Raw genomic sequence first — 20,404 nt, forward strand, 5'->3', positions numbered from 1 at the left:
AAAGAAAAGTAGGCAAAAGAAAGCAGCTCAAACCGCTAATTCTTAAGCGGGTCCCCCGCGCAGTTGCGGTAGTGGTGCATCTGGAATCCGTGCCCTCGCACATTCCGCGTTGGTGACAAAGCGCTCATCAGCTCCCACTCCGCACTGCGTGCGTCGCGGATGGCTCGGCATGGGAAACCCGCGGCTCCGTTTTTGCGTGGTGGGAGCCATCGGCTTCGCCCCGGTGAGGTGCCGAATGAAGCACGAGTGCGAAACCGTAGTGGTCGGTTTCATGAAGTGCCTGTCGGCGCGCGCAGCGCCGCCGGAAGCATGAATGCCTTGTCACTCGCGCTGAATGTGCGAGGACACAGATTCCAGATGCACCACTGCCGCAACTGCGCGAGGGACCCGCTTATGAGCTGGCGGTTTGAGCCGCTTTCTTTTGCCTACTTTTCTTTGCGGCAAGCAAAGAAAAGTAGGTGCCCGCCCCGCACAGGGGCAACGCTAATAAACCACTAACAAATCAAGGAAAGGCCAAAGCCATAAAACCACAGACAACAAGCGCCGCGCAGGCAAAAAAAACCCCTTAATCAATAGCCTTCCCAGCGGTCTCCCGCATAAACGGCAACGGCAACAACGACACAACCCCACACCCGATCAAATACCAGGCAGGAGCCAGATTACTCCCAGAAAGTTGAATCAGCCAGGTAGCAAAAAACTGCGCAAACCCACCAAAAATAGAAACCCCTAAACAATAAACAATCGACATCCCGGTAGCGCGAATCTCGCGCGGAAACATCTCGGGCAGCATAACGATATTGGGCACGGCCGTAAAAGCGACAAACACCGCCAGCACAGCGACGACAGACAACAAAACAGGCACCGTAGGCGAAGCATTAATAATCATGAACGCCGGATACACGGCAACAATCAACAACACTCGCGAAATCCACAAAACCCGCTTACGCCCTACGCGATCCGACAACGCCCCCGCAAACGGCGAGCAGATCACCGTCACAATCGCCGCGGTCCACGCGGCCCACAACGCCGACGACATCGGCAAATGCAAAATCCGAATCGCGTAGGTCGACAGATAAAACAGCACAATGTAGTTCGCCGCCGTGCCGCCAATAGTCGTCAACACACCCGTCGTAATCACGCGCGAATGCTCGCGAAACAGCTTGCGAACAGGCTGCGCGGCAGGCATGTGCTCAGCCGGAACCGTGCCGTCTTCAACACCCGGCAAGGTCTCATCCAGGTGCCGCCGGATGTAAATACCAATCGGGCCCATCGCCATGCCGATCACAAACGGCACGCGCCAGCCCCAACTCTCCAGTGCGGCAGTCGACAGCGCCGCCGCCAGCGCAACGCCCAGCAGCGATCCACATACGGTATTCAATCCCTGGCTCACAAACTGCCAGCTTCCATAGAATCCCCGCGTCTTGTCGCTGCCATATTCAAGCAGCAACGATGTCGATGCGCCAATCTCGCCGCCCAGCGCAAAACCCTGAATCAAGCGCGCCAGGATCACCAGTAATGGCGCGGCCATACCGATCGCCGCGTACGTCGGCGCGAAAGCAATGATCGCCGAGCCGAGCGTCATCAACCACAACGTGAGGCTCATCGCGGCCTTGCGTCCGGCGCGATCGGCATACGCGCCGAGAACAATGCCGCCCACCGGCCGCATGATGAAGCCCACGCCGAACGTGCCGACCGCCAGCATCAGTTGCGCAAGCTGCCCTTCCACCGGGAAATACAGCTTGCCGATGATCGTCGCGAAAAAGCTATAGATCGTGAAATCGAAAAATTCGAGGCCGTTCCCGAGCGTGATCGCAGCGATCGCTTTGGCATGGCTCGTGCGTTTGGCTGGCTGCGCTGTCGGCACGGCCTGCAGGTTCAACGCATCGGTACCCGCGGGATGTGGTGTAGCGGAATAGTCCATCTGTGTCTCCATGGTGTCCTTCCTGCTGATGCGCGGCTCTGCGGCCTTGTGCGCCTGAAAGCAATGGACAGTCTGCTTGGCCCCAACGCGGCCTTGATGGCCCCGCGGGCCTTCGTGACCGTCGGAGCCTTGCACGGCTTCAGTCCAATCCGATGCCACCCACCTCAGACGAGGAACGTCTGTGCGAGCCGCACCCAGTAAGCCGCGCCGGTGGCGAGGCAATCGTCGTTGAAGTCGTAGCCCGGGTTGTGGACCATGCAACCGCCCTCGCCGTCGCCATTGCCGATGATCAGGTAGCTGCCGGGGCAACGCTCCAGCAGGAACGCGAAGTCCTCACTGCCCGTCAGCGGTTGCATGTCGGCGATCAAGCCGTCTTCGCCGAGCCAGTCGAGCGCGACTTGCCGTGCGAGACCGGTCATCTGTGCGTCGTTGACGAGCACCGGATAACGGCGCTGATAATCGACATGCGCCCGCGCACCGAACACCGCCGCCTGTCCGCAGGCAACCGCGGTGATGCGCTCCTGCAAATAGTCGCGAACCTCGGGCTTCAGTGCGCGCACGGACAGCCGCATCTCCGCGGTTTCGGGAATCACGTTCGGCGCTTCACCGGCGTGAATCGCGCCGACGGTGATGATTGCCATGTCGAGCGGCGCAATGTTGCGCGACACGATCGATTGCAACGCCAGCACGATCTGCGCACACACCACGACCGGATCGACCGCCTTGTGCGGCACCGCGCCATGACCGCCGCGACCCGTCACCTTGATGATCACCGTATCTGACGAAGCCATGAACGAGCCCGGCAGAAAGCCGAACTTGCCTGTCGGGAAACCCGGCATGTTGTGCATGGCGAAGACCGCATCGCACGGAAACTTGTCGAACAGGCCGTCTTCGAGCATTTTTTTCGCACCGGCCAGACCTTCTTCCGCGGGCTGGAAAATCAGGTTCAAGGTACCGTCGAACGATTTGTCCTGCGCGAGGTGCTTGGCGGCCGCCAGCAGCATCGCGGTGTGGCCGTCGTGGCCACACGCGTGCATCTTGCCGGGAACAGTGCTCGCATACGGCAGCCCGGTGGTCTCGTGGATCGGCAGCGCGTCCATGTCGGCGCGCAGGCCGAGTTTGCGTGTGCCCGCGCCAACTTTCAGTTGCCCTACAACACCGGTCTGACCCAACCCGCGATGCACGGTGTAGCCCCACTCCTGCAAGCGCTCAGCGACCAGGTCGCCGGTGGCGAACTCTTCGTAAGCCAATTCGGGCTGCGCGTGGATGCGACGGCGCAGCGCAATCATTTCGTCTTCGAGTTCGGCGATGCCCGCCGGGATGGCCGTGGTGTTCACGATGTCGTCTCCGTCTATGAAAGCATGGGCCCAGCATAACGACGTTGATATTCCAGCGGCAGGCGTAGAATCGTTGCGGCAGCAACCTGTGGTTGCCATGCTTCTACGGGTTTTCCAGATGAAACTACATCAACTCAGTACCTTAGCGGCCATTGCAGATACCGGCAGTATCCGGGCGGCGGCCCGTTCGCTCGACCTTTCGCCGGCGGCCGTGACGAAGGCCATGCGCGAACTGGAGGCCGATCTGCGCGCACCGCTGCTGGTGCGCGGCGCGAGCGGTGTCGCGTTCACGGAGTTCGGCCGCGCGCTGGTCGTACATGCGCGCCTGGTGCTCGGCCAGTTGCAGCGCGCGGAAGCGGAAATCGAAGCGATGCGCGGCGCGGCGGCCGGCAAACTGTCGATCGGCGTCACGCCGTGGGTGGCGCTGACCTTTCTGCCGCCGACGGTGCAGCGGTTCCGGCAACGCATGCCGGAAGTCCAACTGGAATTCTTCGAGGGTCTGTTGGCGGTCGTGCAACCACGCTTGCGCGATGGCAGCCTCGACTTTTCGATTGGCCGTCCTCCGCCCGCTTCGCCGCAATCGGAGTTTCACAACGTGCCGCTGTTTTCGACGCATTCGGCGGTCGTCGCGCGCCGTGATCATCCGAAGGCGGGTTGCCGTACGCTGCTCGAACTCGAAGACGCCGAATGGGTGCTGAACTGGGATCCGGCCAGCCGCGAATCGATTTCAGACAACGTATTCCGCAAGCGCGGCATGAGCGTGCCGCATACGATTCATCTGGCACATTCGCTGGCCGTGGTGCTGGGCCTGCTCGCGCACACCGACATGCTCAGTATCTTTCCGTGGCCGCTCGTCGAGGTGACCATCGCGAAAGAGAATCTGTGGGCACTGCCCTTGCGCGAAACAGTGGACGAAACCATCGTCAGCATCACATCACGCCGCGGCGCGCCGACGAGTCCGGCCGCCGCGTGTTTTCTGGAATGTTTGCGCGAAGTCATCGACGAAGGGGCACGCTCGCAAGACCCCGAGACGCGCCGCCTGTTTCATTCGATCGAACTGCTGCTGTAGCTGTAAGCCGAATCGCAGACACGCCCGCTATGCTTCGAGTGCGCAGCGGCGCGTCGCCCTGCCGTTATTCCGAACGACCGTGACCCAGACTCCCCACAACGAAGCCGACCGCAAGGCACTACCTCCAGGCGCGTCAGCGGGGCGTGCCGACGACAATGACGCCCCGCTCGATCCGTCCCGTCACCGTGCCCTTGCCGAAGCCCAACGCACCGACGGCGACGAACTGAGTGCCATCGCTCATCTGATTGCCGCCCACACGCTGGACGCCTACGCCGCCGCAGCACCCGACGCCAGCGTGTCGAATCTTTGCGATGTCGCGACCGGATACTTCATGAAAGGCGATTATGTGATCGCCGAGTACTGGTACCGCCTCGTTCTGACGCTCGACCCGCATGTCGCGGTGGCCTGCCAGAACCTTGCCGCCATCCTCGCAAGCGTCGGACAGGTGAGCGAGGCCGCCGCGTATCGCGAACGTGCCTACGGGATCCAACGTGTCTTTGTCGAGGCAACAGGCGCACCGCAGCGCCGGGTGCTGGTCCTCTGCGCGGCGCGCACGTCCGGCAATGTGCCGATCGACGCACTGCTGCCCGCCACGACCTGCTGCCGCATCAAGTACGCGATCGACTACGCTGACGACGAAGAAGACCATCAGCTGCCGGCCTACGATCTCGTGTTCAACGCGATTGGCGATGCGGATATCGCCGCCCCGCTTTCCACACGGCTCGCGCGCTTCGTCTCGCGTTGCGCGCGGCCCCTGCTCAATCCGCCCGCCGCTGTCGCGCGAACTCAACGGCACCGCACCGCGAGCCTGCTCGACGGGCTGCCGGACGTGCAGGTGGCGCCTTGTGTGCAGAGCGATGCCGCGCCGGCTTCACGCGCCGCGCTTAACGCTCTGCTCGTGGAAGGCGACATCGACTTTCCGGTGCTGGCACGTCCCGCCGCTACGCACGGCGGCGAAGGGCTGACGCTGTGCGAGAGTCTCTCAGCGCTCGAACCGTGGCTGTCGGCGCAAGCCGGGGTTTCCTATCTGACGGCGTTTCGCGACACTCGCAGCGCTGACGGGTTCTACCGCAAATACAGAATCATTTTTGTCGACCGGGAGCCGTTTCCTTACCATCTGGCGATTTCGCCGCACTGGATGGTGCACTACTACTCCGCCGACATGGAACAGCATGCATGGAAGCTGGAGGAAGAGCGGCGCTTCCTCGACAATCCGCACGCCGCGCTCGGCGAGCGTGTGCTGAGTGCAATCGCCGCAATCGGCAAGCGACTCGATCTCGACTACGGAGGAATCGACTTCACGGTGCTGCCCGGAGGACAGATACTGGTCTTCGAAGCGAACGCGACCATGCTGGCACACTTCGAGCGCGAGACCGGCGTGCTCGCCCACAAAAATCCTTACGTACAACATATCGCCGACGCGTTCGAGCGGATGATGACGCGTCACACGTCGACCTGAATGTGTGTCCGCGTTTGTCCGTTATTGACTGGATAGATGCTGGCGCAAAAACGGCACGAAGCCGTTTTGTGTCGGACCGATTTGCTTGACGCAATCATCGTAGTCGGAGCCCATCGCGCGATCCGGGCCATACATGCCACGGCATTGTGCATACAGCGTGATCGTTGCTCCGCTGCCCTTGGCCACGCGCGTGGCCGAATAGACCGCGTGCCCCGAGCGGCTCGGAACGTCGGTCTCGATCTCTACCGCGTCGGCACGGACGATCGATGTATACGAATGCGCTGCCACGTAGTCTTTCGTGAGCGACCAGACCCTGTCGCACTGCGCCTGATCCGCGCACGCAATAGCGGCGTTACGCTGCGCGGTATCGAGCAGGCTCTCTGAGCGGGTAAAGTCACTTGCCTCTTCTGCCTGCTTTTCGGCGGACATACAGCCACTCAGGGCAAGCGCAGCGAGCGCAATAGCGATAGTTGTTTTCACAGGTCAAAGATCCGATGGCGATTTCCGGTGAGAATTATAGACGCCTGCAACAGGCGCTCACAGATCGGGAATGGCCATCGGAAAGCGGCCGGTGCGGTGATGCCCCTCAACGTCCACATAACTTTCGCTATGTTTGCGCGGCGAGGGGACGTCATTGAGGCACATCACCGAGTCACATCACCGGCCGGCTGTCACGCGCGCTCAGCTCGCGTAGCCGACCACACCCTTGATCTCCAGAAAGTCATCCAGACCGAACTCGCCATACTCGCGGCCATTGCCCGATTGCTTGAAGCCGCCGAAGGGCGCATCAGGGCTGTAGTCCGCGTAGTTCAGATAGATCGTGCCGGTGCGCAGGCGTTTTGCCACGGCATGGGCATGCTCGATCGAGGCGGATTGCACATAGCCTGCGAGACCGTAAAGGCTATCGTTGGCCATCGCGATCGCTTCGTCTTCGGAGTCATAGCCGAGGATCGACAGCACCGGGCCGAAAATTTCTTCACGCGCAATCGTCATGTTCGGCGTGACGTTGCCGAATACCGTCGGACGCACGAAGTAGCCATCTTTCAAGCCGTCAGGACGACCCGGACCACCGGCCACCAGCGTCGCGCCCTCTTCAACGCCCACGCCAATCAGCCGCTGGATCTTGTCGAATTGCTGCTCGCTAATGACCGGCCCAAGATCGATGCCCTTCGCATCTGCGGGGCCGACGACCAATGCCTCAGCGGCCTCCTTCGCATACGCCAATGCCTCGTCAAGGCGTGCGCGCGGCACGAACATGCGCGTGGGCGCATCGCACGACTGGCCGCTGTTGTCGAAACATGCACGTGCACCGCGCATCACGGCGTGCTTCAGATCGGCATCTTCGAGAATCAGGTTGGCCGATTTGCCGCCCAGTTCCTGATGCACGCGCTTGACCGTATCGGCCGCGGCCTTGGCGACCTGCACGCCCGCGCGCGTCGAACCGGTGAACGACATCATGTCGATGTCCGGATGACGCGACATCGCCTCGCCCACCGTCGCGCCTTCGCCATTGACGAGGTTGAATACGCCGGCCGGCACGCCCGCTTCGTCGAGGATCTCGGCGAAGATGATGCCGGAGAGCGGCGCCAGTTCCGAAGGCTTGAGTACCATCGTGCAACCGGCCGCAAGCGCGGGCACGACCTTGGTGGCGATCTGCAAGGCCGGCCAGTTCCACGGCGTAATCAGCCCGCACACGCCGACCGCTTCCTTGCGAATCAGAATGCTGCTCTTCACGTACTCGAATTCGAACGTGTCGAGCGTGCGGATCATCGTCTCCAGATGCGCAACGCCGGTCCACGCCTGCGCGTCGTTCGCATATTGCAGCGGCGCGCCCATCTCGCGGCTGATCGCATGCACCATGTCGTCGTAGCGCTTGCGGTAGACGTCGAGGATCGCCTGCAGCAAATCGATTCGCTGCGCGATCGTCGTCTCGCTGTAGGCCGGAAAGGCACGCTTCGCAGCCGCCACGGCGCGATCGACATCGGCTGCGCTGCCGAGCGAAATCTGCGCGAAGGCAGTGGCCGTGGAAGGATCGATCACGTCGAGCGTGGCAGCCTTGGCCGCGTCAAGCGGGTCGACCCATTGGCCGTCAATATAAAACTGTTTGGCGTGTTCCATGCGCTTAGTCCTTTACATGAATGGTGGGGTCAGACGTGGGCCGACAATCGCACCCGTAGCGGTATCGAATGCTTTACATCGACGCCGCTCAATCTGAATGTCTTCAAATCGAAATTCATCGCTACGCAGCTTTGGCTCAGACTCCGGTTCTGCTTCGATTTCGTCATCGAATCCAGTCAACCAGGAGAGACACATGAGCACCATCACTTTCACCCGCATCGACGCTAAAGGCCCCGGCGCTTCCGGCCTGAACCCTGCCCTGCACGATCCCGCCGACGTCATTCTCGACGGCGCCAAGGCACCGCACGCCCTCAACGCTTTCTCCGACGCGACCAACATGCTGTCCGCCGGCGTGTGGCAATGCGATGCGGGCACGCTGAAGCTGGCCGACCTGCCGATCCACGAAGTCTGCGTACTGATTGAAGGCGAAGTCGTCATCACCAGCGACGACGGCCGCAGCGAACGCTATGCTGCCGGCGACGCCTTCATCCTGCACAAGGGCTTCTCGGGCACGTGGCATATGCCGGTGGCGACCAAGAAGTACAGCATCGTGTACTGCGGTTGATTCATACTGCATCACACCGTTGCTTCAACAAGAACCGCACCCGTTAAGGTGCGGTTTTTTTATTCTGGCGGCAATGAATATAAAACCGCCAGGTACATAAGCCAACTCTCGACACCACCCGCAACTACATCGGGAAACCCAGCGCCTTGATCGAATTGATCCACAGGCGCCGCCAGCCGCCGCGATCGTCGGCGCCGTCGAACGCGTTGAAGGTGATCTTCGCGGCGATCCAGCGCAGCGGTTCCGGCGGAATGTACGACGGTCCTTTGCGCGAAATATCGAGCGACGTAATCAGCGTATCGCGATTCCACAGCATGTCGAGGCCCATCTTCGCACCGAAGCGGCTGCCTGCGACGCCAAAACCCGTATAGCCCGCGACGAACACGCTCTTGCCGCCGTGATAGCGGCGCGCGAACACGGCGCCGCGCGAGCAGTAGTCGATCGGGCCGCCCCACGCATGCGTGAAGCGCACGTCGTCCAGTTGCGGGAAAGTGCGATAGAACGCTTCGGCGAGTTTGTAATACGTGCTTTCGTCACGATCGGCAGCCGGATTCGGATCGCCGCCGAAGTGATAGCTCACACGGCCGCCGAAAATGATGCGGTTATCTTTGGTGAGGCGGAAATAATTGAGCTGCGTGCGCGTATCGTAGATGCCCTGGCGATTGTGCCAGCCGACGCGTGCCATCTGCTCGTCGCTCAAAGGCGCGGTCGCGATGATGTGATCGCGCACCTGCATCACGCGGCGCTTGATGTCGCTCACGCCCACATCCGCCGTTCCGGTACCGAGCAGCACGCGCGGCGTTTCGATGCGGCCCGACTGCGTATGCACGATCATCGTCGCACCGAGATCTTCCATGCGCGTGATCGGCGAGTGTTCATGCAAACGCACACCGAGTTTCAGTGCGGCCGCTTTCAGGCCCCACGCGAGCTTCGCCGGATGAATCGTGCCGCTGCGATTGCGCGACCACATCGCGCCCGCGAATAGCGGCGAATCGAGTTGTTCGCGTGCGCCCTTGCTGTCGAGCAACACGACATCGTGCCCGTGCGCCACGTGCAACTCGTAATCGCCTTTGAGATGATCGAGGTGGCCCGGATCGACGGCAACCGTCATCTCGCCATTCCATTCGACGTCCGCTTCAATGCCGTACCGTGTCAACGATTCCTTGAAACCGTCGAGGTTCTCCTGGCCCAGCTTTTCCAGCACGTCGAGGTCTTGCGGGAAGACCCGCGTTGCGTTCGGCAGGCCATGCATCACCGAAGTGGAAATGATTCCGCCCGGACGGCCCGATGCGCCATAGGCCACCTTCCCTGCCTCGACCAGCACGACGTCGAGCGACGGGTCCGCTTCTTTCGCCTGAATGGCGGCCCACAGTCCGGTAAAACCCCCGCCGACCACCACCAGATCCGCGGAAGTCGGACCGATCAACTCCCGTTCGACAGCCGGTGCGCGGGGATTGTCCAGCCAGAACGGAAACAGCTTTACACCTTCAAACGCGCGCTTTACTGACTCGCTCATCTTGTTTGCCTACTCAACTTGAATACCATTGCATTTACTGCCTGACTGTTGCTTCGGTGCGGTCTCGGTACGGCCTGATCACGCCTGAGCCGTCAACGTCGAACCGCCCTGTTCAACCCGCGTCCTGCGTGTCCAGCGCTTCTTCGCGTTCACGTTGCGCGGTGCGCTGCTGCGGTTGCGATACAGGTTGAGGTTGCGACGCCGCTTGCGGCTTCATCTGCGCCGTCAATTGCGGGCCGCCTGCCTTAAGCTTAGTCGCCGGTACCACCGGATGCACGGTCACATTGTGCTGCGAACCGCTGCGCAACCAACGGCGGCCAAGCGGCCCATATACGCCGTCCGGTTCGGGAAAGCACTGCAGCAATCCGATATACAACGCACAGGCAAGCGTCAGCGAAACCGGCATGCTGATGTCGAGACCACCGGCGAGTTGCCCGAGGGGACCCACGAACTGATCCGGCAGATTGACGAAGCACAGGCCGATCACCGCGCTCGGAATCCACGCACCCATCGCGCGCCAGTTCCAGCCGTGCGTGAACCAGTAGTGACCGCCACGGCCACCGCGATTGAACACCTGCAGATCGTCGGACAGATAGAAGCCGCGCCGCGTCACGAAGCCGATGATCATGATCACCATCCACGGGCAGCTGCAGACGTTGATCAGCACCGAGAACGTCGAGACGCTCTCGACCAGATTGAACGCGAAGCGGCCAAGAAAGATGAAGCCGATCGCGAGACTGCCGATTAGCAGCGTCGCCCGCACGCGGTTCAGAAACTTGGGAAACATGCTCGACATATCGAGCCCGGTGCCGTATAGCGCGGTGGTTCCCGTCGACATCCCGCCGATGATCGCAATCAGGCACACCGGCAGAAAGAACCAGTTCGGCGAGATCGCCAGCAGACCGCCCACGTAGTTATTCGACGCGATGAAATCCGGCGCCTTCCCGGCGATGATCGTTGCGGTGGCAAGGCCGAAGAAAAACGGTACGAAGGTCGCCAGTTGCGCGAGCATCACCGCGAGGATCGTGCGCTTCTTCGGCGTGTTCTGCGGAATATAGCGGGCCCAGTCGCCGAGCGTGCAGGCGAACGACACCGGATTGCTCATCGCAACCAGCACGGCGCTCACGAACGCCGGCCAGAAACCCACCGAGCCGAGCGCGACCTTGCCGGCGTACGCGCTATTGAACGATTCGGCGAACGCCGCGATACCGAGCACGAACAGCAGACTCGCCGCCCACACGGCGATCTTGTTGACCCACAGCATGAAGCGGAAACCGTAGACGCAGACGGTGAGCACCAGTACCGCAAAGAGACCGTACGCGAAGCTCAAGGTCATCCAGTTGACCGGCAGGCCGAGCAGGTGATTCGCGCCGCCCACGAGCGCGTCGCCCGAACTCCACACGGCCAGCGAGAAGAACGCGACGGCGGTCAGCACCGCAAGAAAAGAGCCGACGATCCGGCCATGAATACCGAAATGCGCCCCGGACGAAACCGGATCGCTCGTGCCGTTGCGCGGACCGAACAGCCCCATCGGCGCAAGAATGCACGAACCGATTACCACGCCGAGCACGATCGAATAAACGCCTGCCTTGAACGACAGACCGAGCAGCACAGGAAAACTGCCGAGCACCGATGTGGAAAATGTATTGCAGCCGCCGAACAGCAAGCGGAAAAGGTCGATCGGCCGCGCATAACGCGAGCGATCAGGAATGCGTTCAAAACCGAATGTTTCAACTTGGGTGATGCTGCTGCTCATTGTCTCCAACTCCTGTAACGGCCAGGTCTCACTCACAATGGCTCGCCACGGGGATGCGGCGTCCACTTTTCTCAAATGACTGGACGTCACTGTAAAGACAATCGGCGCGGGCAAAAATATCGCCCGCCAAACCTTTACTTCGATCTCGGGCGATGTAACCTGAAACGCCCGCCCCACAAGGCTTTTCGGATGCAACCAAAGGCCGCGCAAGGACGTCCTTCAAGCCCTGTGGAGCGCAAACGTCGAAGCGAATAGCGAGAATGCCCGCCTTAGACCGGATCTGCCTCACGCGCCTGACGGCGCCGCTTCGCCGCGGCGACGGTCGGCAGCGGCACCGGCACCGCGCCCGACATGCCGTGCTCGATCAGGAAATCGCGGAACAGCCCGGCGACATGCGGCAAGCGTTTATCTGACACATGCATCACGTACCAATCGCGCTCGATCGGATTGGCGGGCAGCGGCAGTAACGCCAGCAAGCCGGCCTGAAATTCGAGCGAGCACGCATGCAGCGACAGAAATGCGATGCCCAAACCCGCCTCGACCAATTGCTTGATCGCCTCGTTGCTCGAAAGCTCGGAGCCGATATGCAGCTTGTGGCCGGCGAGTCGAAACAGATTCTCGACGGTCGAGCGCGTGCCCGAGCCTCGCTCCCGCACGAACAGATTCGCGGTTTGCAGATCGTCCAACGACAGGCGCTTTTTCTTCATCAAGGCATGGGCGGGCGACGCGACGAACGCCATCGGATGCTTGGCGAAGGCGGTGGCCACCGTGCGTAATTCGCGCGGCGCGCTGCCCATCACCGCGAGATCGATCTCGTGCGTTGCCAGCATGCGGATGATGTCGGCGCGATTGCCGACTTTGAACTGCACCTTCACCTGAGGGCGCAACTCGGTGAAACGCACCAGAAAAGGCGGGATCAGATATTCAGCGGTCGTGATCGCGCCGATGCGCAGCGTGCCGCCCTGCTCGCCGTGCAGCGCGGCGAGATCATCCGCCGCGCCGTTCCATAGATCGAGGATTTCCAGCGCATAGCGCGCGAGGATCTCGCCCGCCGCTGTCAGCTGCACGCCACGGCCCACCCGCTGCAATAGCGGCGCTCCCGCAGCCTCTTCAAGCAGACGCACCTGAAGCGACACCGCCGGCTGCGTGAGCTTCAATTCTTCGGCCGCGCGCGACACGCTGCCGAGCTTCGCGACCGTATGCAAGGCTTTCAATTGACGGAACGTGGCGGCTTTTAACATAAGTGAAAACCTATATGTTCTGTATAAACATTAAATTGTGCTGCGGTTTCCGCCGATTCTATACTGACCCTGACAGATGAGGCCGACGAATTTCGGGTATAGCCCGGGAACGCCTTCACCGGCTCAGCACAGATAACTTCAGGAGGATACGGATCATGGCGGCAATCGATCAGCAGGAAGCCTCTACCGCGCAACGTACACGGCACTCACAGCAATCCGTTCAATCGACGCCGGCGGCGGCGCATCGCGTCGTGATCGTCGGCGGCGGCGTCGGCGGCCTTGGGCTCGCTACGCGGCTGTCGGAAACGCTCGGACGCGCCGGTCTCGCGCAGATCGTGCTGGTCGATCGCTGGCCGACGCATTTCTGGAAGCCTCTGCTGCATGAAGCCGCGTCGGGCCAGCTCGATCCGGCCACGCATCAACTGCAGTATGCGGTGCAGGCACAACGGCATGGCTTCGAATTCGAACAGGGCGAACTCGCCGCGCTCGATCGCACGAACCGGCACATCACACTGAACGCGCTCTACGACGCTGACGGCCGCGAAATCCTGCCGTCACGGCAGCTTGCATTCGATACCCTGGTGCTGGCCATGGGCAGCGTCACGCAATATTTCGGCGTGCCCGGTGCGGCCGAACACGCCTTGCCGCTCGAATCGGTCGCACATGCCGAAGCGTTTCGCCGCAAGCTGCTCGACGCCTGTCTGCGTGCGAACCATGCGCGCCGCGCGCGGACCGCGCAAGCGGACACGCCGGTATCGATCAACATCATCGGCGCCGGTGCAACGGGCGTTGAACTTGCCGCCGCGTTACGCGATACGGTACGTCTCTTGAACCGCTACAGCCCGTTTTCACTCGACCCCGTGCGCGACTTCCGCATTCGTCTGATCGAAAGCAGCGAACGCGTGCTGCCCGCGCTGTCCGAAACAATCTCGGCCCGCGCGCAAAAGATGCTCGGCAGTCTCGGTGTCGAAGTGTTGAACGCGACGCGTGTCACCGAAGTACGCACCGACGCCGTCCTGACTAGCGCAGGCGAACCGCTCCCCAGCGACATCGCGATCTGGACGGCCGGCATCGCAGGGCCGCCGGTGTTGCGCACGCTGGACGGCATTGCGGTGAATCGCAACGCACAGGTGCAGGTGAACCGCACGCTGCAATGCACGAACGACGCCAACATATTCGGACTCGGCGACTGCGCGGCCTGCCCTTCTTCTGACAGTGCGGACGCGTTTCTGGCGCCGCGCGCTCAAGTCGCGCACCAGCAAGCGCTGTTTCTGGCGCGTGCGCTGAAGTGCAGGATAGCGGGAGAAGCGTTGCCGGAGTTCGTTTATCACGACGCCGGCACCTTGGTCGGTTTCGGCCGCGAAGGCACGATCGGCAGCCTGAGCAACAGCTTGCTGACGCAGCCGGTGTTCGTCGACGGCTGGCTGGCGACCGCCGTGTACAAGCTCATCTATCGTCGTCACGTGATGACGCTGACCGGCTTCGCACGCATGGCGCTCGATTCGGCGAGCCACTGGTTGCGCAGACGCGTGCATCCGGTAATCCGGCTGCATTGAGCGCTTCCGGCGGCGCGCACACGCTGAGCCCGATTCGGGGCCCGCCGTGTACACGTCGCCGTCTGCATGTCGCGCTACTCGATCTGAAATGCATCCGCCGTCAAGCGTGTGGTGTCCTGCGACGGGCACGGCCGCGGGTACTGGCTATCGGGCACATCCATACAGCCCGACACACGCGCGGCTGCGAGTTCACGTTTCACCTCATCGCGGGTTTTTCCCGGCGGCGCAGGTTCGCGCATCGGGATCGTGTCGACGGCCACTGCCACACTCACACAGGCGCAACTCAGCGCGAATCCCACCAACCATATCGCATTTCGCATGATCGATTCTCCTTTTAAGTGAGTTCCGATCCTGGGGCCAGCCTGCAGCGCAAACGTGAGCCCCAGATGACAAATCCGTCATCCGCGACGGGGCGCCGACGCATCGGCGCGTTATGCGTTGAAGGACTGTATGACGAAATTGTCATGCTGTTCTCATCTTCATATCGGCGAGGCGTTCATACGATGAACGCTCTCGACATCGAACCGGAATCCCATGCGATGTGTTCGACCAATACGATGCGTGGCGATGTGCGCTTCATCGTAAGCGCTGTCATGTTGGCCCTCAAGATGCAACTCCGCCGATGCAGAGGTGAGACGCTCTCTCTGGTGAGCGCCCTGGTGGCCATTGCAATCGGCTCGCTTGCTTTCTGGCTAACCCAGCCCGCTCATCTGTTCAACGGCGGCGCGGCGCCCCCTGCATCCGCCACCGTCACACCCCTGAATCGCAACAACGTGCTGTTCACGCACGGCCTGCTCTCGCTTGAACTGCTTTCCACAATGCGGCACACCTCGCCAGAACTCATGCCGGATCGCGGAACCGGCGCCAACAAATTCTGCGCACCGCATGGTCCCGCCGCAGCGCTTCTGACCTCCTGCGAGATTCACGCGCACCGTGCGTGCATCCAACGCGCAATCGCACATTGACGATGTCGGCCGGCAGCCCGGCGTGTAATCGGCACAGTCGATCCGACAGCCTATCGCCTTCGTTCAACTCACACCACGCTTGCAGGGTTGGCAGCCACTTTGAATCACACCATGGTATAAGTAATACATACATTCAGGAGGACGTGATAAATGCCCCGATCCGATTTTTTTGACTAATCGTCTCAAAATTAGTCGCTGATTCGGTTGGGTCCTATGCATGCCTGACGATATGAAAGAGAACATCAAAGCAATCCGCTTCTCGCCGATCGCGCTGCCGGCAACCCGGTGCGCGCTTGTCTGCATCCGCGCAAGCGCATCGGTAGATCCCATTCCGAAAGCCGGACTCCCACGCCTCACCCTGAACCACTTCACGCATCCACGCTGCCTCCATCGGGGCGAGCAGAACATGCGGCTCGTTGGCACCGGTGCCCATCCGCGCGCGTCATCGCAAAGGGCACGCATGCCCGCTCGCGTTTAGCGCCCCTCACAGCACGAGGCGCGGCCCTGTCCGCGCGGCTCTCACATCACGCCGCCAGCGCGGTGCGGAGGGCGTCACCAGGAAAAAAGACCATGCGAATTCTGATCGTGGAAGACGAAGCAAAAACCGGCACCTATCTCCGAAAGGGTCTGACAGAAGCTGGGTTTATCGCCGACTGGGTGGAAGACGGCGTAACCGGTCAGCATCTCGCGCTGACCGAGGACTACGACCTGATCATCCTCGACGTGATGCTGCCCGGCCAGGACGGCTGGTCCACACTGAAAAACCTGCGCCACACTCGTTCCACGCCAGTATTGCTGCTCACCGCACGCGACGACCTGGATGACAAGGTACGCGGCCTGGAAATGGGTGCCGACGACTATCTGGTGAAGCCGTTCGATTTTGCCGAATTGCTGGCGCGTGTCCGCTCGATCTTGCGGCGTGGCCATGGGCGAGACGCCGCCTCGCTGCACGTTGCAGACCTTACGCTCGACCTGACGCGCCGCAAGGCCACGCGCCAGGGCGACACGATCCTGTTGACGGCCAAGGAGTTTGCGCTGCTGTGGCTGCTGATGCGCAGGCACGGAGAGATCCTGCCGCGTTCGACGATCGCCTCGCAGGTGTGGGACATGAATTTCGATAGCGACACCAACGTGGTCGATGCCGCGATCCGGCGCGTACGCGCGAAGGTCGACGACAACTACGAGCCGAAGCTGATCCACACGGTGCGCGGCATGGGCTACGTGCTCGAAGAACGCTGCAGCGCGCCGCGATGATCTGGCGCTCGCCCTGCTCGATCCTGGCGCCGGTGGCGCGGCGGCTCCTGAAGCCACTCATGCCGCACACCTTGAGAGCGCGACTCTCGATCCTGTTCGCGGTGTCGACTTCGCTATTGCTCGTGTTCAACGGCGTATTGCTGTATCACAGTCTGAAGACACGCTTCGACTCGACCTCGGCGCGCGAGATGACGGCAACCCTCACCGCCCTGCAGTTGAGCCTGCAGACAATGTCCGGATCCGAAGCGGTTCGCGCCGATCGCGAGATCTGGTACGACCTGTTGCACGGTCACCCGAATCTCGACATTGCGCTGTTCGACGCGCGCGGCGCGCCGCTCACCCGCACCAACGGTTATTGGCCGAATGTCGAAACGCTCGCGGTGCACGCCGGGCTTACTCCCGTGCAAGTGAAGGCAGAAGGTATGTCCAAGCGTTTTCTGGTGGCCATGGCACCGCTCGGCGGCCAATCGGGTGCCAACGTGCGCGTGGTCGTGCAATACGACACCAGCGCCGAGCGCGCACTGCTGCGCGCCTATGCGCTGAATGTGCTGTTGGTGAGCGCTATCGGCACGCTGGTGAACGCGCTGCTGGCGTGGTGGATCGCGCGCTTCGGGCTGCGGCCACTGGCTCGCCTGACTGCGCGTGCCGAACAGATCTCCAGCAGCCGCCTCGCGCGGCCGTTGCCCGAGCGTGACATGCCGGGCGAACTCAAGGAATTGAGCCACGCCTTCAACCGTATGCTGGCGCGCCTGCACGAATCGTTCACACGTCTCACACAATTTTCATCCGACCTCGCGCACGACATGCGCACGCCGCTCACCAATCTGCTGGCCGAGGCGCAAGTCGCACTCTCGCAACCCCGTTCCGCCGACGATTACCGCGTGGTGATCGAGTCGAGCGTGGACGAATTCCAGCGCCTGTCACGCCTGATCGACAGCATGCTGTTCCTTGCCCGCGCCGACAGCGCGCAGCGCCGCTTGTCCGTGCAGCAGGTCGACGCGCGCAGCGAAGCATTGCGGGTCGCAGGCTACTACGAAAGCATGGCGGCGGATGCGGGTGTGGAGATTGTCGTGACGGGCGACGCGTGCTTCGAAGGCGATGTGTTGCTTGTACAACGCGCGCTGAGCAACCTGGTTTCGAACGCATTGGCGCACGCGCCACGCGGCAGCACGGTCGAACTGCATTGCGCCGAGCGGGTTCGCTACGCCCAGCTATCGGTGTCCGACAGCGGCGCCGGCATCGCCGAACCGCATCTGGAGAGAATCTTCGACCGCTTCTATCGCGTCGATCCGGCGCGCTACAACTCGGCGCGCGGCACCGGCCTCGGACTTGCCATCGTCAAATCGATCATGAACGAACATCACGGCGAATGCAGTGTCGAGAGCATCCCGCACGAGCGGACCACCTTCAGTCTGCATTTTCCGAGACGGCCTGCCGCCCTGTCTACGCCGCCAGTGCAGCGCGAAAGACTCCGCAAACGGCACGGCAAATAAAAGCACATGACAGAATTATCATCGCGCGATCACCGCTGTCTCATGGCTCCCGTCACAGAATGGTTCAAACCGATGAACAACTTCGGCATGCAAATCATCTACGGAGCGATATATGAAATCAAGGCGGATAACCTAAGCCACCCTGCTCTTTCCAGCGTCTCGCCAGCAACCAGCGGCCCAACGTACTGTGGATCGGCTGCTCCGACAGCCGCGTACCTGAAGCCATTACCCGCGCAACGCCCGGCGAGATCTTCGTTCATCGCAACATCGCAAACCTGGTCGACGAACGCGCCGACCGGCTCGCCGAGCTCAACGTGCTGGCTCAGGTGCAAACACTGCATGCGATGCCGCTGATTCGAAACGCGCAGCCTCCCGTGCAGATTCATGGCTGGATATTTTCAATGCACGACGGTCGCCTGAAAGCGCTGACCGACCCGGCGTGGGCACTTGGCGAAACCACCGACGCCCACGGGGCGGTTGGCTGAACGCCCGCACCGCACTCCTGACGCTCAATCGAGAAACTCCGTCGCCCGCTTGCGCAGCACCGCGCCGAAATCGTCGAGCCAGCCGATCGACAAGCGCCAGCTCTGCCAGTACAGATCGATATCGATATGCTTGCCGGGCGCCATATCCACCAGCTCGCCGCTGGCCAGATACGGCGCGATCATCCGTTCGGGGCACATGCCCCAGCCAAGCCCGGTCACGCAGGCGCGCAAAAAACCGGCGACGTGCGGAATCCAATGCAACGGCGGATCCAGATCCGCTCGCGTAATGCGGCGCATGAAGCGCTTCTGCAACTGATCCTTCGGATTGAAATCGACGCACGGCGCGCGCTGCAGCGACTCGCGCGTGACGCCATCGGCAAAATGGCGCTCCCGAAACGCCGGCGTGCATACCGCCAGATACCGCATCCGCCCGAGACGCGTCGAGCGGCAACCTTGCACCGGCTCCGCTTGCGTGGTGACCGCGCCTTGCACGCTACCGTCGCGAATCCGCTGTGCGGTGTGATCCTGATCGTCTATCACGAGATCGAGCAACATCTCCCGTTCCACGCAGAACTGCGCTACCGCGTCGATAAACCAGGTCCCTACGCTGTCGTCGTTGACGGCCACGCGCAACGCCGGCCACGGTTCGACCAGCGCGCCGGGCAGCGCCGGCAGGCGGCCAGTCAGCTCCGCTTCCAGTAACTGCACGCGTTCGGTATGGCGGCACAACAGCGCGCCCGAAGTGGTCGCGACACATGGCTGGCCGCGCTTCACGAGCACGCTGCCCACCCGCTCCTCCAGCAGTTTGACCCGCTGGGAGACGGCTGAGGGCGTCACATTCAGTTCGTTGGCCGCACGGTCGAACGAGCCATGCCGCACCACGGCGGCCAGCGCGTCCAGCAAGGCATAGTCGAGCATTAGCATTCCTTAATCGGCATTAAGTAAATTAGCTTCTCTTATGAGAAGCAAAACCGCAGACTAGCCTCGTTCGCTTCCCCCGTCTACTGGATCGATTATGAATTGGCTGTCTTTTTCCCACGGTGCCGCCCTGTGCGCGTCGCTGATCGTGACGATCGGCGCACAAAACGCCTTCGTGCTCCGTCAGGGCATCATGCGCTCGCACGTCGGCAAAATCGTCGCGCTGTGCGCGCTGTCGGACTTCATCCTGATCGGCGCGGGTGTCGGTGGCGCGTCGGTCCTGGTGGAACGCTATCCGGTGTTCGTCCACGCCATGCTGTATGTGGGGCTCGCCTATCTGGCGTGGTTCGGCATCAACGCGCTGCGCCGTGCGGTGCGACCGAGCCATGCGGTGCTGGATGCCAATGCGAGCGGTGCGGCGCCGGGCACGAGTGCGGCACCTGTGCAACGCGCGATGCCGATCATCCTGATGACGTTGGCCTTCACATGGCTCAATCCGCACGTGTATCTCGACACCTTCCTGCTGATCGGCACGGCGGGTGCGCGCGAACCGGCCGGCGCGCGGGTGGCGTTCGCGCTCGGCGCGATGGCGGTGAGCGGGGTCTGGTTTATCGGTCTGGGTTACGGCGCGCGTGCGTTGGCGCCGCTGTTTCGCCGGGCGACGGCATGGAGAGTGCTGGATGGCGCGATCGGCAGCATGGTGTTGCTGCTGGCGGTAACGCAGTTGCGGTAGGCGCCGGCAAACGCCTTG

17 protein-coding genes and 1 pseudogene are annotated in these 20,404 nt (G+C 62.0%); 9 read left to right on the forward strand and 9 right to left on the reverse strand.

Translation table 11 applies throughout. The features are described 5' to 3' along the window. Nucleotides 1-565: 565 nt before the first annotated feature. Together KHO31_RS32365 and KHO31_RS32370 are read right to left on the reverse strand one after the other, a co-directional pair. Complete coding sequence (locus KHO31_RS32365; protein ID WP_201075423.1) at nt 566-1,921, reverse strand: MFS transporter; 1,356 nt, start codon at nt 1,919-1,921, stop codon at nt 566-568. Between the two features lie 164 nt (nt 1,922-2,085). Then, nucleotides 2,086-3,258 (reverse strand): M20 aminoacylase family protein, encoded by a 1,173-nt coding sequence (locus tag KHO31_RS32370; protein ID WP_211625197.1) that lies wholly within the window; start codon nt 3,256-3,258, stop codon nt 2,086-2,088. A gap of 118 nt (nt 3,259-3,376) precedes the next feature. Between KHO31_RS32370 and KHO31_RS32375 the strand changes: the two genes are divergently transcribed. Both KHO31_RS32375 and KHO31_RS32380 read left to right on the forward strand, forming a co-directional pair. Beyond that, entirely contained in the window at nt 3,377-4,327 is a 951-nt protein-coding gene (locus KHO31_RS32375; protein WP_201075652.1) for a LysR family transcriptional regulator, read from the forward strand. A gap of 79 nt (nt 4,328-4,406) precedes the next feature. Next, nucleotides 4,407-5,786 (forward strand): hypothetical protein, encoded by a 1,380-nt coding sequence (locus tag KHO31_RS32380; protein ID WP_211625200.1) that lies wholly within the window; start codon nt 4,407-4,409, stop codon nt 5,784-5,786. Between the two features lie 21 nt (nt 5,787-5,807). Here the strand turns inward: KHO31_RS32380 and KHO31_RS32385 are convergent, their stop codons facing one another. Together KHO31_RS32385 and KHO31_RS32390 are read right to left on the reverse strand one after the other, a co-directional pair. Continuing rightward, complete coding sequence (locus KHO31_RS32385; RefSeq protein WP_201140597.1) at nt 5,808-6,266, reverse strand: hypothetical protein; 459 nt, start codon at nt 6,264-6,266, stop codon at nt 5,808-5,810. 201 nt (nt 6,267-6,467) lie between these two features. After that, the gene (locus tag KHO31_RS32390; RefSeq protein ID WP_201075429.1) at nt 6,468-7,904 is read right to left on the reverse strand and encodes an aldehyde dehydrogenase family protein; all 1,437 of its coding nucleotides are present in this window, start codon (nt 7,902-7,904) and stop codon (nt 6,468-6,470) included. A 193-nt stretch (nt 7,905-8,097) separates the two neighbouring features. Here KHO31_RS32390 and KHO31_RS32395 point away from each other — a divergent pair, with 193 nt between their 5' ends. Further along, nucleotides 8,098-8,469, forward strand: a complete 372-nt coding sequence (locus tag KHO31_RS32395; RefSeq protein ID WP_201075431.1) for a cupin domain-containing protein — start codon at nt 8,098-8,100, stop codon at nt 8,467-8,469. A 124-nt stretch (nt 8,470-8,593) separates the two neighbouring features. On the opposite strand, the gene KHO31_RS32400 is transcribed toward KHO31_RS32395, so the two are convergent. The 3 genes from KHO31_RS32400 to KHO31_RS32410 all read right to left on the reverse strand — a co-directional run bounded on the left by KHO31_RS32400 (nt 8,594) and on the right by KHO31_RS32410 (nt 12,982). Continuing rightward, entirely contained in the window at nt 8,594-9,985 is a 1,392-nt protein-coding gene (locus tag KHO31_RS32400) for an NAD(P)/FAD-dependent oxidoreductase (RefSeq protein ID WP_201075433.1), read from the reverse strand. Nucleotides 9,986-10,097: 112 nt separating this feature from the next. Further along, complete coding sequence (locus KHO31_RS32405; protein WP_211625202.1) at nt 10,098-11,741, reverse strand: purine-cytosine permease family protein; 1,644 nt, start codon at nt 11,739-11,741, stop codon at nt 10,098-10,100. A gap of 269 nt (nt 11,742-12,010) precedes the next feature. Beyond that, entirely contained in the window at nt 12,011-12,982 is a 972-nt protein-coding gene (locus KHO31_RS32410; RefSeq protein WP_201075438.1) for a LysR family transcriptional regulator, read from the reverse strand. 155 nt (nt 12,983-13,137) lie between these two features. Between KHO31_RS32410 and KHO31_RS32415 the strand changes: the two genes are divergently transcribed. Beyond that, nucleotides 13,138-14,538, forward strand: coding sequence for an NAD(P)/FAD-dependent oxidoreductase (locus KHO31_RS32415; protein ID WP_236071622.1), 1,401 nt, complete (start codon nt 13,138-13,140; stop codon nt 14,536-14,538). A gap of 74 nt (nt 14,539-14,612) precedes the next feature. On the opposite strand, the gene KHO31_RS32420 is transcribed toward KHO31_RS32415, so the two are convergent. Continuing rightward, nucleotides 14,613-14,858 (reverse strand): DUF4148 domain-containing protein, encoded by a 246-nt coding sequence (locus KHO31_RS32420; protein WP_201075441.1) that lies wholly within the window; start codon nt 14,856-14,858, stop codon nt 14,613-14,615. A gap of 183 nt (nt 14,859-15,041) precedes the next feature. Between KHO31_RS32420 and KHO31_RS32425 the strand changes: the two genes are divergently transcribed. The 4 genes and pseudogenes from KHO31_RS32425 to KHO31_RS32440 form a co-directional block, all read left to right on the forward strand. Beyond that, a complete protein-coding gene (locus KHO31_RS32425; RefSeq protein ID WP_201075443.1) occupies nt 15,042-15,503 on the forward strand; it encodes a hypothetical protein in 462 nt (153 codons plus the stop codon). Nucleotides 15,504-16,073: 570 nt separating this feature from the next. Continuing rightward, nucleotides 16,074-16,757 carry a heavy metal response regulator transcription factor IrlR gene (gene irlR / locus KHO31_RS32430; protein ID WP_201108293.1) on the forward strand — a complete coding sequence of 228 codons (684 nt, stop codon included), beginning with the start codon at nt 16,074-16,076 and terminating at the stop codon, nt 16,755-16,757. Then, nucleotides 16,754-18,250 carry a heavy metal sensor histidine kinase gene (locus KHO31_RS32435; protein ID WP_211625204.1) on the forward strand — a complete coding sequence of 499 codons (1,497 nt, stop codon included), beginning with the start codon at nt 16,754-16,756 and terminating at the stop codon, nt 18,248-18,250. The genes irlR and KHO31_RS32435 overlap by 4 nt, the downstream gene beginning before the upstream one ends. 134 nt (nt 18,251-18,384) lie before the next feature. Beyond that, nucleotides 18,385-18,735: pseudogene (locus KHO31_RS32440) on the forward strand (carbonic anhydrase); the annotation flags it as partial. Between the two features lie 24 nt (nt 18,736-18,759). Here KHO31_RS32440 and KHO31_RS32445 read toward each other — a convergent pair. Then, on the reverse strand, nt 18,760-19,653 hold the full coding sequence (locus KHO31_RS32445) for a LysR family transcriptional regulator ArgP (RefSeq protein WP_201085851.1): 894 nt from the start codon (nt 19,651-19,653) through the stop codon (nt 18,760-18,762). Between the two features lie 97 nt (nt 19,654-19,750). On the opposite strand from KHO31_RS32445, the gene KHO31_RS32450 reads away from it, so the two are divergent. Continuing rightward, the gene (locus KHO31_RS32450; RefSeq protein ID WP_201075456.1) at nt 19,751-20,386 is read left to right on the forward strand and encodes a LysE/ArgO family amino acid transporter; all 636 of its coding nucleotides are present in this window, start codon (nt 19,751-19,753) and stop codon (nt 20,384-20,386) included. Nucleotides 20,387-20,404 lie beyond the last annotated feature (18 nt).

Source organism: Paraburkholderia domus (genome assembly GCF_905220705.1).
GTDB lineage: Bacteria > Pseudomonadota > Gammaproteobacteria > Burkholderiales > Burkholderiaceae > Paraburkholderia > Paraburkholderia domus.